The sequence below is a fragment of the Enterobacter vonholyi genome (assembly GCF_008364555.1).
Classification (GTDB): domain Bacteria; phylum Pseudomonadota; class Gammaproteobacteria; order Enterobacterales; family Enterobacteriaceae; genus Enterobacter; species Enterobacter vonholyi.
Map to the genome: position 1 here is coordinate 141,537 of NZ_VTUC01000038.1, position 14,846 is coordinate 156,382.

10 protein-coding genes are annotated in these 14,846 nt (G+C 59.2%); 8 read left to right on the forward strand and 2 right to left on the reverse strand.

From position 1 onward, the window contains the following. The first annotated feature begins 31 nt into the window (after nucleotides 1-31). From thiB to thiQ, 3 genes are read left to right on the forward strand one after another with little or no spacing between them, the layout of a single operon-like run. On the forward strand, nucleotides 32-1,015 hold the full coding sequence (gene thiB / locus F0319_RS21315) for a thiamine ABC transporter substrate binding subunit (protein ID WP_069303662.1): 984 nt from the start codon (nucleotides 32-34) through the stop codon (nucleotides 1,013-1,015). Continuing rightward, entirely contained in the window at nucleotides 991-2,601 is a 1,611-nt protein-coding gene (gene thiP, locus F0319_RS21320; protein WP_149367723.1) for a thiamine/thiamine pyrophosphate ABC transporter permease ThiP, read from the forward strand. The genes thiB and thiP overlap by 25 nt, the downstream gene beginning before the upstream one ends. Continuing rightward, nucleotides 2,585-3,286 (forward strand): thiamine ABC transporter ATP-binding protein ThiQ, encoded by a 702-nt coding sequence (gene thiQ, locus F0319_RS21325; protein ID WP_149367724.1) that lies wholly within the window; start codon nucleotides 2,585-2,587, stop codon nucleotides 3,284-3,286. Before thiP ends, thiQ begins: the two co-directional genes overlap by 17 nt. A gap of 43 nt (nucleotides 3,287-3,329) precedes the next feature. Here the strand turns inward: thiQ and F0319_RS21330 are convergent, their stop codons facing one another. After that, nucleotides 3,330-4,097, reverse strand: a complete 768-nt coding sequence (locus F0319_RS21330; RefSeq protein WP_111964056.1) for a DedA family protein — start codon at nucleotides 4,095-4,097, stop codon at nucleotides 3,330-3,332. Between the two features lie 128 nt (nucleotides 4,098-4,225). Further along, nucleotides 4,226-5,071, reverse strand: coding sequence for an arabinose operon transcriptional regulator AraC (gene araC, locus F0319_RS21335; RefSeq protein WP_149367725.1), 846 nt, complete (start codon nucleotides 5,069-5,071; stop codon nucleotides 4,226-4,228). 337 nt (nucleotides 5,072-5,408) lie between these two features. Between araC and araB the strand changes: the two genes are divergently transcribed. From araB to rapA, 5 genes are all read left to right on the forward strand, one after another. Further along, nucleotides 5,409-7,118, forward strand: a complete 1,710-nt coding sequence (araB, locus tag F0319_RS21340; RefSeq protein WP_149367726.1) for a ribulokinase — start codon at nucleotides 5,409-5,411, stop codon at nucleotides 7,116-7,118. A gap of 10 nt (nucleotides 7,119-7,128) precedes the next feature. After that, nucleotides 7,129-8,631 carry an L-arabinose isomerase gene (gene araA / locus F0319_RS21345; protein WP_032649842.1) on the forward strand — a complete coding sequence of 501 codons (1,503 nt, stop codon included), beginning with the start codon at nucleotides 7,129-7,131 and terminating at the stop codon, nucleotides 8,629-8,631. A 48-nt stretch (nucleotides 8,632-8,679) separates the two neighbouring features. Then, nucleotides 8,680-9,375, forward strand: coding sequence for an L-ribulose-5-phosphate 4-epimerase (gene araD, locus F0319_RS21350; protein ID WP_111964059.1), 696 nt, complete (start codon nucleotides 8,680-8,682; stop codon nucleotides 9,373-9,375). 74 nt (nucleotides 9,376-9,449) lie between these two features. Continuing rightward, entirely contained in the window at nucleotides 9,450-11,807 is a 2,358-nt protein-coding gene (gene polB, locus F0319_RS21355; RefSeq protein ID WP_149367727.1) for a DNA polymerase II, read from the forward strand. 128 nt (nucleotides 11,808-11,935) lie between these two features. Further along, complete coding sequence (gene rapA / locus F0319_RS21360) at nucleotides 11,936-14,842, forward strand: RNA polymerase-associated protein RapA (protein ID WP_149367728.1); 2,907 nt, start codon at nucleotides 11,936-11,938, stop codon at nucleotides 14,840-14,842. The last annotated feature ends 4 nt before the right edge of the window (nucleotides 14,843-14,846 follow it).

Here is a 14,846-nt window from a genome sequence, read left to right on the forward strand (position 1 = left end):
AATCCTTTGCCACTCAACCCTGAGGTGCAAAGTGTTAAAAAAAGTTCTCCCCCTGCTGGCGCTGTTCGCGCTGCCTGCTTTTGCCAAGCCCGTCCTGACGGTCTACACCTACGACTCCTTCTCTGCCGACTGGGGTCCTGGCCCGGTTGTCAAAAAAGCCTTTGAAGCGGACTGCAACTGCGAGCTAAAGTTCGTGGCGCTTGAAGATGGCGTGTCGCTGCTCAACCGTCTGCGCATGGAAGGTAAAAACAGTAAAGCCGACGTGGTGCTCGGGCTGGATAACAACCTGCTGGAAGCCGCCTCGCAAACCAAACTGTTTGCCAAAAGCGGCGTCGCGGCAGATGCCGTTAACGTGCCGGGCGGCTGGAAGAACGACACCTTTGTGCCGTTCGACTATGGCTACTTTGCTTTTGTTTACGACAAAAATAAGCTGAAAAACCCGCCGAAGAGCCTGAAAGAGCTGGTCGAAAGCGATCAGAAGTGGCGCGTAATTTACGAAGATCCGCGGACCAGCACGCCGGGCCTGGGCCTGCTGCTATGGATGCAAAAGGTCTACGGGGATAAAGCACCGGAAGCATGGCAGAAGCTGGCCGCTAAAACCGTCACCGTGACCAAAGGCTGGAGCGAAGCCTACGGCCTGTTCCTCAAAGGCGAAAGCGACCTGGTGCTGAGCTACACCACCTCCCCGGCCTACCACATTATCGCCGAGAAGAAAGACAACTATGCAGCCGCAGATTTTGCAGAAGGGCACTATCTGCAGGTGGAAGTGGCCGCGCGTACCGCTGCCAGCAAACAGCCGGAGCTGGCCGAGAAGTTCCTGAAGTTTATGGTTTCACCGGCGTTCCAGAACGCCATTCCAGCGGGCAACTGGATGTATCCGGTTACTAACGTTGCGCTGCCTGCAGGTTTCGAGCAGTTGACCAAACCGAAAACCTCGCTGGAGTTTACGCCTCAGCAGGTCGCCGCGCAGCGTGCCGCATGGGTAAGCGAATGGCAACGCGCCGTCAGCCGTTGATTCCCGGCTGGTTACTTCCCGGGCTGCTCGCCGCCGCCGTGATGGTAGCGGTCAGCCTGGGGGCTTTTCTTGCATTGTGGTTTAACGCGCCAGGGAGCGACCTGCTCGCCCTCTGGCACGACAGCTACCTCTGGCACGTTATCCGGTTCTCCTTCTGGCAGGCGTCTCTTTCTGCCCTGCTGTCGGTGATCCCGGCTATTTTTCTGGCACGCGCTCTGTATCGACGGCGATTTCCCGGCAGGCAGGCCCTGCTGCGCCTGTGCGCCATGACGCTGATCCTGCCCGTGCTGGTGGCGGTATTTGGTATTCTAAGCGTTTACGGTCGCCAGGGCTGGCTGTCTTCACTGTTCGGTCAGCTTGGCCTGGAATGGTCATTCTCGCCTTACGGACTGCAGGGCATTCTGCTGGCGCACGTATTTTTCAATATGCCGATGGCAACGCGCCTCTTTTTGCAGGCGCTGGAAAATATTCCCGGCGAACAGCGTCAGATTGCCGCCCAGCTCGGCATGCGCGGCGTGTCGTTCTTCCGCTTTGTCGAATGGCCGTGGCTTCGCCGCCAGCTCCCGCCCGTGGCGGCGTTAATCTTTATGCTCTGCTTTGCCAGCTTTGCCACCGTGCTGTCACTCGGCGGCGGGCCGCAGGCCACCACCATTGAGCTGGCGATTTACCAGGCGCTGAGTTACGACTACGATCCCGGTCGCGCCGCGCTGCTGGCGATGGTGCAGATGGCGTGCTGTCTTGCGCTGGTGCTGTTGAGCCAGCGGCTGAGTAAAGCCATTCCCGCTGGCAGTCATCAAATAACCGGCTGGCGCGATCCGCAGGACAGCCTGCACAGCCGCGTCAGTGATTTTATCCTGATCGCGCTGGCGCTTCTGCTACTGCTGCCGCCGCTGATGGCCGTTATTGTTGACGGATTGAACCTCAATCTCGGGTCCGTCCTGCAACAGCCCGTTCTCTGGCAAGCCACCTGGACCTCGCTGCGTATCGCCCTCGCTGCCGGATTACTGTGCGTCCTCCTGACCATGATGCTGCTGTGGAGCAGCCGTGAGCTCTACGCCCGCCAGGCGCAAAAAGCCGGACAAATGCTGGAGCTGACGGGCATGCTGATCCTGGCGATGCCGGGCATCGTGCTGGCAACGGGCTTCTTTTTACTGTTTAACAGCACCTTCGGCCTGCCGGAAAGGGCAGATGGCATTGTGATTTTCACCAACGCCTTAATGGCCATCCCCTACGCGCTCAAGGTGCTGGAAAACCCGATGCGCGACGTCAACAGCCGCTACGGTTTGCTGTGCCAGTCGCTGGGGATGCAGGGCTGGCAGCGGCTGAAGGTAGTCGAACTGCGCGCGCTAAAACGCCCGCTGGCGCAGGCGCTGGCGTTTGCCTGCGTGCTCTCTATTGGAGACTTTGGCGTCGTGGCGCTGTTCGGCAATGACGATTTCCGCACGCTTCCGTACTGGCTTTATCAGCAAATCGGCTCTTACCGCAGTCAGGATGGCGCGGTTACCGCGCTGTTACTGCTGCTGCTGTGCTTTGCCTTATTTACCGTTATCGAAAAACTCCCGGGGCGTGATGTTAAAACTGACTGATGTAACCTGGCTCTATCAGCATCTGCCGATGCGCTTCACACTCTCCGTTCAGCAGGGCGAGCGGATTGCGGTGCTTGGCCCAAGCGGTGCCGGGAAAAGCACCTTGCTCAATTTGATCGCCGGCTTTCTGCAACCTGCCAGCGGGTCGATAGCCATCGATAATCGTGATTTCACCAACGCCCCTCCGGCTAAACGTCCTGTGTCGATGCTGTTTCAGGAAAACAACCTGTTTACCCATCTGACGGTGCGGCAAAACATCGCGCTGGGAATGCATCCGGGGCTCAGGCTGAACGATGCCCAACGCGAAAAACTTGAAGTGATTGCCGCACAGATGGGGATCGCTGAATTCATCGACAGGCTGCCGGGCGAGCTCTCCGGCGGCCAGCGTCAGCGCGTGGCGCTGGCGCGTTGTCTGGTGCGCGAGCAGCCGCTTCTGCTGCTGGATGAGCCCTTCTCGGCGCTCGATCCCGCGCTGCGTCAGGAGATGCTCGCCCTGGTGCAGGAGGTCTGCCAGCGTCAGCAGCTGACGATGCTGATGGTTTCGCACAGTATTGAGGATGCAGCACGGATTGCGCCGCGATCGGTGGTGGTTGCCGAAGGGCGAATTGCGTGGGATGGGAAGACGGAAGAGCTGCTGAGTGGTAAAGCGGGGGCGTCTTCACTGTTGGGCATTCGTGCCGTCTGATGCCCTCACCCTGACCCTCTCCCACAGGGAGAGGGAATAAACATTAACGGCTCACCACCTTCAGCAGAATTTCGCCGTACACCGGCATCAGCGGGTGACGAATCAGCGCGACCAGGGCTACCGCAGCCACACCCAGCGTCAGCGGAGCCAGCCAGAGCAGGCGAGTACGCGGGAGGTAGCGCGTCAGGCGATCGACACTGGCTTTAGCGCTGCGCCACAGTCGCCAGCAGAGCCAGACCGCCAGCCACAGCAGCAGCGCCGTGCCCAGCAGCAGCCACTTAAACTCACCGCTTTGCATCCCGTCCGGAATATCAATGGCAGCACCCGCGAGGATCCCCGGCAGGAAGTAGAACGGCGGCCAGAAGACGCAGCCGATAATGTTCGGCACCACGAATTTCGCGACGGGCAGATCCAGCATCCCGGCCACCATTGGCACCAGCGGACGCGTTGGCCCGACAAAGCGCCCGACGAGGATGGTAAACATGCTGTGCTGATGCAGCGCATGCTCGGTTTTATCCAGCAAGGCTTTGTTCTTTTTCATGAACGACCAGCGGTGCAGCGGCTTCTTAAAGCGCCAGCCCAGCCAGAAGGAGATCCAGTCGCCGAGCAGGCAGCCGATAATCCCGGCGAGCCACGCCTGCCAGAAATTAACCTCGCCGCTGCCAATCAGCGCACCAAGCCCTGCCATCATTACGGTGCCGGGCAGGATTAACCCGACGAGCGCCAGCGACTCCAGAAACGCCACCAGCGCCACGGCGATGAGCGAGTACATAACGGACTGGGTAATAAAGTGTTCCAGCAATGCCTGCATAACTATTCCGGTCAGAAAACGAATCAGCGATTCTGCTTAGCGCCCCGCACCGCGTCAAGGCAACAATTGTCTGAATAGTTTACAGGTTGCTTTCCGCATTCACCTGTTTGTTTATCTTTTTTTACCGTTTATTCACATCCCGCGCGGAATTCACTCGGGCTGGCACCGGTACATTTTTTAAATACGCGGGAGAAATAGAGCTGATCCTCAAAGCCTACGTTGCGTCCCACGGTGGCGATGGGCATCCGGGTGGTGCTGAGCAACAGTTTCGCCTGGCTGATGCGCTGATCTTCACGCCAGCTCAATACGCTGACGCCCAGCTGCTGGCGGAACAGATGCGACAGCCGCGACGGCGACAGGCAGACGTGCTGAGCAACGCTGGCGATATCAAACTGGCTATCGGCCAGGTGGTCGCTGATGTACTGGCAGGCGTCGCGCACGCGGTTATCCAGCGGCGGGTTAAGCGACTCGTTAATCGCCTCCATCCGTCGCAGCAGCAGCTGTTCAAGGAGGTTTATCGCCAGCAGTTCGGCATAGCGACCACCGGCCTGCCCTGCCTCGATAATCTGGGCAAAAAGCTCGCGAAACTGCGCAAGATGAACCTCGTCCGGGCGATAAAAACCGGTGTGCGCAAAAATTGCTGGCCAGGAAAGCCACTCCTGCCAGTAGGCGCGCGGACGGAAGTAAACCCACTGGTGATACCACTCTTTGGCCTCAGGATGACGGCCATAGTGGTGGATCTCACCCGGCGGGAACAGCAGGATATCCCCTGGGCGGCAGACAAACTGCTGGTCACCGTTCTTGATGATTCCTTCCCCTCGCACGGTGAGGTTGAGGATATACCCTTTCATCCCAAGCGGTCGGTCGACGTAAAAGTCGAGATATCCCTCAGCCTCGATAGGGGTCAGTCCCGCCACAAGGTGCGCGTTAAACGAGTATCCCGGCAGCAGGGGATCGTTTTGCGTTTCGGCCATAGATTCAGTTCTCCCAAGGGTCCTGAAGGAAACCAATTGTCCATATCACTAAAAGCAGCTTAAAAATGGCCCGCGTAAAGATCTAAAAAGCATCACGCCGCTTTTACGTCCGCCATGTTTCAGCCTTTCCCCCTGATTTCTTCGCCAGAGCAAGCAGATAACCAGTAACAAAAGTGTCTATAAGTGCGGCAGAAATGTCCACATTGAATATTTGCACGGCGTCACACTTTCCGTTGTAACAGCAATTTAGTCCATAAGATTAGCGGATCCTGCCTGACGACTTTTTCCCCCAGTCTCTAATGTTCTTCCATACCTGTTTTTTCGATGGAGCAACACCATGGCAATTGCGATTGGCCTCGATTTTGGCAGCGATTCGGTTCGCGCGCTGGCAGTGGACTGTACGTCCGGCCAGGAGATAGCAACCAGCGTTGAGTGGTACCCGCGCTGGCAAGAGGGGCGCTACTGTGATGCGCCGAACAACCAGTTCCGCCACCACCCGCGTGACTATATCGAGTCGATGGAAGCGGCGATCAAAACCGTCCTGGCCGAACTGACTGACGCCCAGCGAGCTGAGATTGTGGGGATTGGCGTCGACAGCACCGGCTCCACGCCAGCCCCTGTGGATGCCGAAGGACGCGTGCTGGCGCTGCGCCCGGAGTTTGCCGACAACCCGAACGCCATGTTCGTGCTGTGGAAAGACCACACCGCCGTGGAAGAGGCCGAAGCCATTACGCGCTTATGCCATCAGCCCGGCAAAACAGACTACTCGCGCTACATCGGCGGGATTTACTCCAGCGAATGGTTCTGGGCCAAGATCCTCCACGTCACCCGTGCCGACGACTCCGTTGCGCAGGCTGCCGCGTCATGGGTTGAACTGTGCGACTGGGTGCCTGCCCTGCTCTCCGGCACCACCCGCCCGCAGGATATCCGCCGCGGTCGCTGCAGCGCCGGGCATAAATCCCTGTGGCATGAAAGCTGGGGCGGCCTGCCGCCTGCCGCGTTCTTTGATGAACTCGACCCGATTATCAACAAGAGGCTGACATACCCGCTGTTTACCGACACCTTCACCGCCGATGTTCCCGTCGGCACCCTCTGCGAAGAGTGGGCAACGCGCCTCGGTCTGCCGCAGAACGTGGCGATCTCCGGCGGCGCCTTTGACTGCCATATGGGCGCCGTGGGCGCGGGCGCACAGCCAAACACGCTGGTCAAAGTCATCGGGACTTCCACCTGCGACATCCTGACGGCGGATAAAGCCACCGTCGGCGACCGCGCGGTGAAAGGCATCTGCGGACAGGTTGACGGCAGCGTGGTGCCGGACTTCATCGGCCTGGAAGCCGGTCAGTCCGCGTTTGGCGATATCTACGCCTGGTTTGGCCGCGTGCTGGGCTGGCCGTTGGACCAGCTGGCGGCGGCGCATCCTGAACTGAAAACACGGATAGCCGAGAGCAAAAAGCAGCTCCTGCCGCAGCTCACCGAAGCCTGGGCAAAAAATCCTTCTCTCGATCACCTCCCGGTGGTGCTGGACTGGTTTAACGGCCGTCGTACGCCGTTCGCCAACCAGCGTCTGAAAGGGGTGATTACCGATCTCAACCTGGCGACCGACGCGCCTGCGCTGTTCGGCGGCCTGATTGCCGCAACGGCCTTCGGCGCCCGCGCGATTATGGAGTGCTTCACCGGGCAGGGTATCGACGTGAATAACGTGATGGCGCTGGGTGGTATTGCCCGTAAAAACTCGGTGATCATGCAGGCCTGCTGCGACGTGCTGAACCGTCCGCTGCAGATTGTGGCCTCCGATCAGTGCTGCGCGCTGGGCGCGGCGATTTTCGCCGCCGTGGCCGCAGGCGTCCATGCGGATATCCCGACCGCTCAGCAGCATATGGCGAGCGCCGTCGAAAATACGCTCCAGCCGCGTGCCGAGCAGGCACAACGCTTTGAACAGCTTTATCAGCGCTACCAGCAATGGGCAAAAAGCGCCGAACTTCACTATCTCCCTGTCGCCGCCCCGGCCAAAAGCACCGCGGACACTACGGCAACCCTGACCCATTAAGGACACGATGATGACCATTTTTAATAACTATGAAGTGTGGTTTGTGATTGGCAGCCAGCATCTGTACGGACCGGAAGCGCTGCAGCAGGTGACAAAACACGCGGAGCACGTCGTTAACGCGCTGAATGCGGAAGCCAAGCTGCCGTGCAAACTGGTGCTGAAACCGCTGGGCACAACGCCGGACGAAATCACTCACATCTGCCGCGACGCCAACTACGACGATAAATGCGCCGGTCTGGTGGTGTGGCTGCACACCTTCTCCCCCGCAAAAATGTGGATCAACGGCCTGTCTATCCTCAACAAACCGCTGCTGCAGTTCCACACCCAGTTCAACGCCTCCCTGCCGTGGGACAGCATCGACATGGACTTTATGAACCTGAACCAGACCGCGCACGGCGGCCGCGAGTTTGGCTTCATCGGCGCGCGTATGCGTCAGCAGCATGCGGTCGTGACTGGCCACTGGCAGGATGGCAAAGCGCAACAACGTATCGGCTCCTGGATGCGCCAGGCAGTCTCTAAGCAGGATACCCGCCACCTGAAAGTGGTGCGTTTCGGCGACAACATGCGTGAAGTGGCGGTCACCGACGGCGACAAAGTGGCCGCGCAGATCAAGTTCGGCTTCTCCGTGAATACCTGGGCCGTGGGCGACCTGGTGCAGGTGGTGAATGAAATCAGCGATGGCGACGTGAGCGCGCTGGTGGACGAATACGAAAGCAGCTACCGCCTGACGCCTGCGGCACAAATCAACGGCGACAAGCGCCAGAACGTGCTGGACGCGGCGCGCATCGAGCTGGGCATGAAGCGCTTCCTGGAACAGGGCGGTTTCCACGCCTTTACCACCACCTTTGAAGATCTCCACGGTCTGAAACAGCTGCCGGGCCTGGCGGTACAACGCCTGATGCAGCAGGGCTACGGCTTTGCGGGCGAGGGCGACTGGAAAACTGCCGCTCTGCTTCGCATCATGAAGGTGATGTCGACCGGTCTGCAGGGCGGCACCTCCTTTATGGAGGACTACACCTACCACTTCGAAAACGGCAACGACCTGGTGCTCGGCTCGCACATGCTGGAAGTCTGCCCTTCCATCGCGGTAGAGGAAAAACCGATCCTGGACGTGCAGTACCTCGGTATTGGCGGTAAAGCCGATCCGGCGCGTCTGATCTTCAACACCCGCACGGGCCCGGCCATCAACGCCAGCCTGATCGATCTGGGCGATCGTTTCCGCCTGCTGGTGAACTGCGTCGATGCGGTTGAAACCCCACATTCTCTGCCGAAACTACCGGTCGCCAACGCCCTGTGGAAAGCACAGCCGGATCTGCCGACCGCTTCAGAAGCCTGGATCCTGGCCGGCGGCGCGCACCACACCGTCTTCAGCCACGCGCTGGATCTGAACGACATGCGTCAGTTTGCCGAGCTGCACGATATCGAGCTGACCGTCATTGATAACGATACCCGCCTGCCCGCCTTCAAGGACGCGCTGCGCTGGAACGAAGTCTATTACGGTTCAAAACGCTAAAGCACGTAATGCCCGGTGGCGCTGCGCTCGCCGGGCAGGGAGACAACCATGTTAGAAGATCTCAAACGTCAGGTACTTGAAGCCAACCTGGCGCTGCCAAAGCATAACCTGGTGACCCTGACCTGGGGCAACGTCAGCGCCGTTGACCGGGAAAAAGGGGTATTCGTGATCAAGCCTTCGGGCGTGGATTACACGGTGATGACCGCAGAGGATATGGTCGTGGTCAGCATCGAAACAGGTGAAGTGGTGGAAGGAAACAAAAAACCGTCCTCCGATACGCCGACCCACCGCCTGCTGTACCGCTCATTCCCGACCATCGGCGGTATCGTGCATACCCATTCACGCCATGCCACCATCTGGGCGCAGGCGGGCCAGTCCATCCCGGCGACAGGCACCACCCACGCGGACTACTTCTACGGCACCATTCCCTGCACTCGTCTGATGACCGATGCAGAAATCAACGGCGAGTATGAGTGGGAAACCGGCAACGTGATCGTTGAAACCTTCGAAAAACGGGGAATCGACGCGGCGCAAATGCCCGGCGTGCTGGTGCACTCCCACGGCCCGTTTGCCTGGGGGAAAAACGCAGAAGACGCGGTGCATAACGCCATCGTGCTTGAAGAGATCGCCTATATGGGGATCTTCTGTCGCCAGCTGGCGCCGCAGCTGCCGGATATGCAGCAAACCCTGCTGGATAAGCATTACCTGCGCAAGCACGGCGCGAAGGCCTACTACGGGCAGTAAACTGTATATAAACCCAGCATTAAAATCTTAACCAGGCTATAATCAGGCCTGGTTTTGTTTTCTGGGATAACGGCGTGGCGCAGGCGCAAGAAGGCTTTTTACTGACCCGACACTGGCGGGATACCCCTCAGGGCACCGAGGTCGCGTTCTGGCTGGCGACGGATAACGGTCCGCTGCACGTTACGCTCCCGCCGCAGGAATCCGTGGCTTTTATTCCGGAAGCGCACGTCGAAAAAGTGAAAGAGCTGCTGCGCGGCGAAAACGGCTGGCGTATCACTCCGCTTGAGCTGAAAGATTTCCACCGTCAGCCGGTTTATGGCCTCTACTGTCGCGCCCATCGTCAGCTGATGCGCTATGAAAAACTGCTGCGCGAAGCAGACGTGACGCTCTACGAAGCGGATATCCGCCCACCGGAACGCTTTCTGATGGAGCGGTTTATTACCGCGCCCGTCTGGGTGGACGGCATCGCGCATAACGGCAGCCTCGTTAACGCGCGGCTGAAGCCGAACCCGCACTACCGCCCGCCGCTGAAGTGGGTATCACTGGATATCGAAACCACCCGCCACGGCGAACTGTACTGCATTGGTCTGGAAGGCTGCGGCGATCGGGTTGTCTATATGCTCGGGCCGCCGAATGGTAATGCCTCCGCGCTGGATTTCCGGCTTGAGTACGTCAACAGCCGCCCGCAGCTGCTGGAGAAGCTTAACCAGTGGTTTGCCGACTACGATCCCGACGTCCTGATCGGCTGGAACGTGGTGCAGTTCGATCTGCGCGTGCTGCAAAAGCACGCCGAGCGTTACCGCATTCCGCTGATGCTCGGGCGCGGCAACAGCGAGCTGGAATGGCGCGAGCACGGTTTTAAGAACGGCGTCTTCTTCGCCCAGGCGAACGGTCGCCTGATTATCGACGGCATTGAGGCGCTGAAATCCGCCTTCTGGAACTTCTCTTCATTCTCCCTCGAGGCGGTGGCGCAGGAGCTGCTTGGTGAAGGTAAATCCATCGACAACCCCTGGGACAGAATGGACGAGATCGACCGGCGCTTTAACGAAGACAAGCCCGCGCTCGCCACCTATAACCTGAAAGACTGCGAGCTGGTCACGCAGATATTCCATAAAACCGAGATTATGCCGTTCCTGCTGGAGCGCGCGACGGTGAACGGCCTGGCAGCTGACAGACACGGCGGCTCCGTGGCGGCTTTCAGCCACCTCTATTTTCCGCGGATGCACCGGGCAGGATACGTCGCCCCCAACCTTGGGGACGTGCCGCCGCAGGCCAGCCCCGGCGGATATGTCATGGACTCCCGACCAGGATTGTATGACTCCGTTCTGGTGCTGGACTACAAAAGCCTCTACCCGTCGATAATTCGCACCTTCCTGATCGACCCCGTCGGGCTGGTGGAAGGCCTGGCCCAGCCGGATGATGAACACAGCACCGAAGGCTTCCTCGGCGCACGCTTCTCGCGGGAAAAGCACTGTCTGCCTGAGATAGTGGGAAACATCTGGCACGGCCGAGATGAGGCCAAGCGCCACGGCAACAAGCCGCTATCGCAGGCGCTGAAAATCATCATGAACGCCTTTTACGGCGTGCTGGGCACCAGCGCCTGCCGCTTCTTTGACCCGCGTCTGGCGTCGTCGATCACCATGCGCGGACACGAGATCATGCGCCAGACCAAAGCGCTGATTGAGTCCCGGGGCTATGACGTCATCTACGGCGACACGGACTCCACCTTTGTATGGCTTAAGGGTGCGCATTCCGAAGACGATGCCGCGCAAATCGGCAAAGCGCTGGTTACCTTCGTGAACGACTGGTGGCAGGAACATCTGCAGAAAGCGCGCTTAACCAGCGCGCTGGAGCTTGAATTTGAAACCCATTTTGCCCGCTTTTTAATGCCCACCATTCGCGGTACCGATCAGGGCAGCAAGAAGCGCTACGCCGGGCTAATTCAGGAAGGCGACGCGCAGCGGATGGTCTTTAAAGGGCTGGAGACGGTACGTACCGACTGGACGCCGCTGGCGCAGCAGTTCCAGCAGACGCTTTATCTGCGGGTGTTCCGCAATGAGCCGTATCAGGACTACGTGCGCGAGACGATAGCCAGCCTGATGGCGGGCGAACTTGACGCGCAGCTGGTGTACCGCAAGCGCCTGCGCCGTCCGCTGGCGGAGTACCAGCGTAACGTTCCTCCGCACGTCCGCGCCGCGCGTCTGGCAGATGAAGAAAACGTCCGCCGCGGCCGCGCGCCGCAGTATCAGAACCGGGGGACCATCAAATACGTCTGGACGATTAACGGCCCGGAACCGGTGGATTATCAGCACTCGCCTCTGGATTATGAACACTATCTGACGCGTCAGCTTCAGCCGGTTGCCGACGGAATTTTGCCCTTCATCGACGATGATTTTGCTACACTGGTTACAGGGCAACTTGGCCTATTTTGACGCGTGACGAAATGGCTGCCATCCAGTACCATAGCGCCCTTTCCATTCCCGGACCCATTTTTCGATGACCGTTTTTTCTGACGGTAGTCGAACTATTGCCTGCAATTAAAGATTAGAGCCGAACAACTATGCCTTTTACACTTGGTCAACGCTGGATCAGCGATACAGAAAGCGAACTTGGATTAGGAACCGTCGTAGCAATCGATACGCGTATGGTTACCCTCCTCTTCCCTGCCACCGGTGAAAACCGTCTGTACGCTCGCAATGACTCCCCTGTAACCCGCGTGATGTTTAATCCGGGTGACACCGTGACCAGCCATGACGGCTGGCAGCTCAAGATTGAAGACGTAAAAGAAGAGAATGGACTGCTCGCCTACATCGGGACTCGCCTGGACACCGACGAGTCAAATGTCATCCTGCGTGAAGTGCTGCTCGACAGCAAACTGGTGTTCAGCAAGCCGCAGGACCGCCTGTTTGCCGGGCAAATCGACCGTATGGATCGCTTCTCCCTGCGCTATCGCGCGCGTAAGTTCCAGAGTGAACAGTACCGCATGCCGTGGAGCGGCCTGCGCGGCCAGCGCACCAGCCTGATCCCCCACCAGCTGAACATCGCCCATGACGTGGGCCGTCGTCACGCGCCGCGCGTGCTGCTGGCAGATGAGGTGGGCCTGGGTAAAACCATTGAAGCAGGCATGATCCTGCATCAACAGCTGCTTTCCGGCGCTGCCGAACGTGTGCTGATTGTGGTGCCAGAAACCCTGCAGCACCAGTGGCTGGTTGAAATGCTGCGCCGCTTTAACCTGCGTTTCTCCCTGTTCGACGACGAACGCTATGCCGAAGCGCAGCATGATGCGGACAACCCTTTTGAAACCGAACAGCTGGTGATCTGTTCCCTGGACTTCGTGCGCCGCAGCAAGCAGCGTCTAGAGCACCTGTGCGATGCCGAGTGGGATTTGATGGTGGTCGACGAAGCGCACCACCTGGTCTGGAGTGAAGACGCGCCGAGCCGCGAATATATGGCTATCGAGCAGCTTGCCGAGCGCGTGCCTGGCGTCCTGCTGCTGACCGCAACGCCGGAACAGCTGGGTCTGGAAAGCCACTTCGCCCGTCTGCGCCTGCTCGATCCAAACCGTTTCCACGACTTCGGGCAGTTTGTGGAAGAACAGAATAACTACCGTCCGGTTGCGGATGCCGTCGCGCTGCTGCTGGCGGGCAAGCGTCTTTCTGATGATGAACTCAACACCCTGAGCGATCTGATTGGCGAGCAGGATATCGAGCCGCTGCTGCAGGCCGCTAACAGCGACAGCGAGAACGCGGAATCCGCGCGTAAAGAACTTATCGACATGCTGATGGATCGCCACGGCACCAGTCGCGTGCTGTTCCGTAACACCCGTAACGGCGTCAAAGGCTTCCCGAAACGCGAGCTGCACACCATCAAGCTGCCGCTGCCGACGCAATATCAGACGGCCATTAAAGTTTCCGGCATTATGGGCGCGCGCAAAACGCAGGAAGAGCGCGCTCGCGACATGCTCTACCCGGAACAAATCTACCAGGAATTTGAAGGCGATACCGGCACCTGGTGGAACTTCGATCCGCGCGTAGAGTGGCTGATGGGCTACCTGACCGCGCACCGTTCCCAGAAGGTGCTGGTGATCTGCGCCAAGGCGGCCACCGCGCTGCAGCTGGAGCAGGTCCTGCGCGAGCGCGAAGGCATTCGCGCCGCCGTGTTCCACGAAGGCATGTCCATCGTTGAACGCGACCGCGCCGCAGCGTGGTTTGCCGAAGAGGACAGCGGCGCTCAGGTTATGCTGTGCTCTGAAATCGGTTCTGAAGGCCGTAACTTCCAGTTCGCCAGCAACCTGGTGATGTTCGATCTGCCGTTTAACCCCGATCTGCTGGAGCAGCGTATCGGCCGTCTGGACCGTATCGGTCAGGCCCATGATATTCAGATCCACGTGCCATATCTGGAAAAAACGGCCCAGTCCGTGCTGGTGCGCTGGTTCCACGAAGGTCTGGACGCGTTTGAACATACCTGCCCGACGGGCCGCACCATTTACGATCAGGTGCATGGCGATCTGATCGGCTACCTGGCCGCGCCGGAAAACACCGACGGCTTTGACGAGCTGATTAAGTCCTGTCGTGAGAAGCACGACGCGCTAAAAGCGCAGCTGGAACAGGGCCGCGACCGCCTGCTTGAGATCCACTCCAACGGCGGTGAAAAAGCGCAGGCGCTTGCCGAAAGCATTGAAGAACAAGATGATGACACCAGTCTGATCAGCTTCTCCATGAACCTGTTCGACATCGTCGGCATCAACCAGGACGACCGCGGCGAGAACCTGATTGTCCTGACCCCGTCCGATCACATGCTGGTTCCGGATTTCCCGGGCCTGCCGGAAGATGGCTGTACCATCACCTTCGAGCGTGATGTGGCGCTGTCCCGCGAAGATGCCCAGTTTATCACCTGGGAACACCCGCTGATCCGTAACGGGCTGGACCTGATCCTCTCCGGCGATACCGGCAGCAGCACCATCTCCCTGTTGAAGAACAAGGCGCTGCCGGTGGGTACCCTGCTGCTGGAGCTGATCTACGTTGTGGAAGCGCAGGCGCCGAAACAGCTGCAGCTCAACCGCTTCCTGCCGCCAACGCCTGTCCGCCTGCTGCTGGACAAAAACGGTACGAACCTGGCGGGACAGGTTGAATTCGAGAGCTTCAACCGACAGCTGAGCGCGGTGAACCGCCATACCGGCAGCAAGCTGGTTAACGCGGTCCAGCAGGACGTGCACGCTATTCTGCAACAGGGCGAAACCCAGATCGAGAAAGCGGCCAGAGCGCTGATTGATGCCGCACGCGCGGAAGCCGACGAGAAACTTTCTGCTGAGCTGTCGCGTCTGGAAGCGTTGAAGGCCGTGAACCCTAACATCCGTGACGACGAACTGGCAGCGATTGAAAGCAACCGTCAGCAGGTGCTGGAAAGCCTCAACCAGGCTAGCTGGCGCCTGGATGCCCTGCGTCTTATCGTTGTGACGCATCAGTAACCGG

Coding starts and splice junctions, on each gene's coding strand:
- F0319_RS21330 (WP_111964056.1), bottom strand. CDS start 4,097: ATGCAGGCATTGCTGGAACACTTTATTACCCAGTCCGTTATGTACTCG.
- rapA (WP_149367728.1), top strand. CDS start 11,936: ATGCCTTTTACACTTGGTCAACGCTGGATCAGCGATACAGAAAGCGAA.
- araB (WP_149367726.1), top strand. CDS start 5,409: ATGGCAATTGCGATTGGCCTCGATTTTGGCAGCGATTCGGTTCGCGCG.
- thiP (WP_149367723.1), top strand. CDS start 991: ATGGCAACGCGCCGTCAGCCGTTGATTCCCGGCTGGTTACTTCCCGGG.
- thiQ (WP_149367724.1), top strand. CDS start 2,585: ATGTTAAAACTGACTGATGTAACCTGGCTCTATCAGCATCTGCCGATG.
- araC (WP_149367725.1), bottom strand. CDS start 5,071: ATGGCCGAAACGCAAAACGATCCCCTGCTGCCGGGATACTCGTTTAAC.
- araA (WP_032649842.1), top strand. CDS start 7,129: ATGACCATTTTTAATAACTATGAAGTGTGGTTTGTGATTGGCAGCCAG.
- araD (WP_111964059.1), top strand. CDS start 8,680: ATGTTAGAAGATCTCAAACGTCAGGTACTTGAAGCCAACCTGGCGCTG.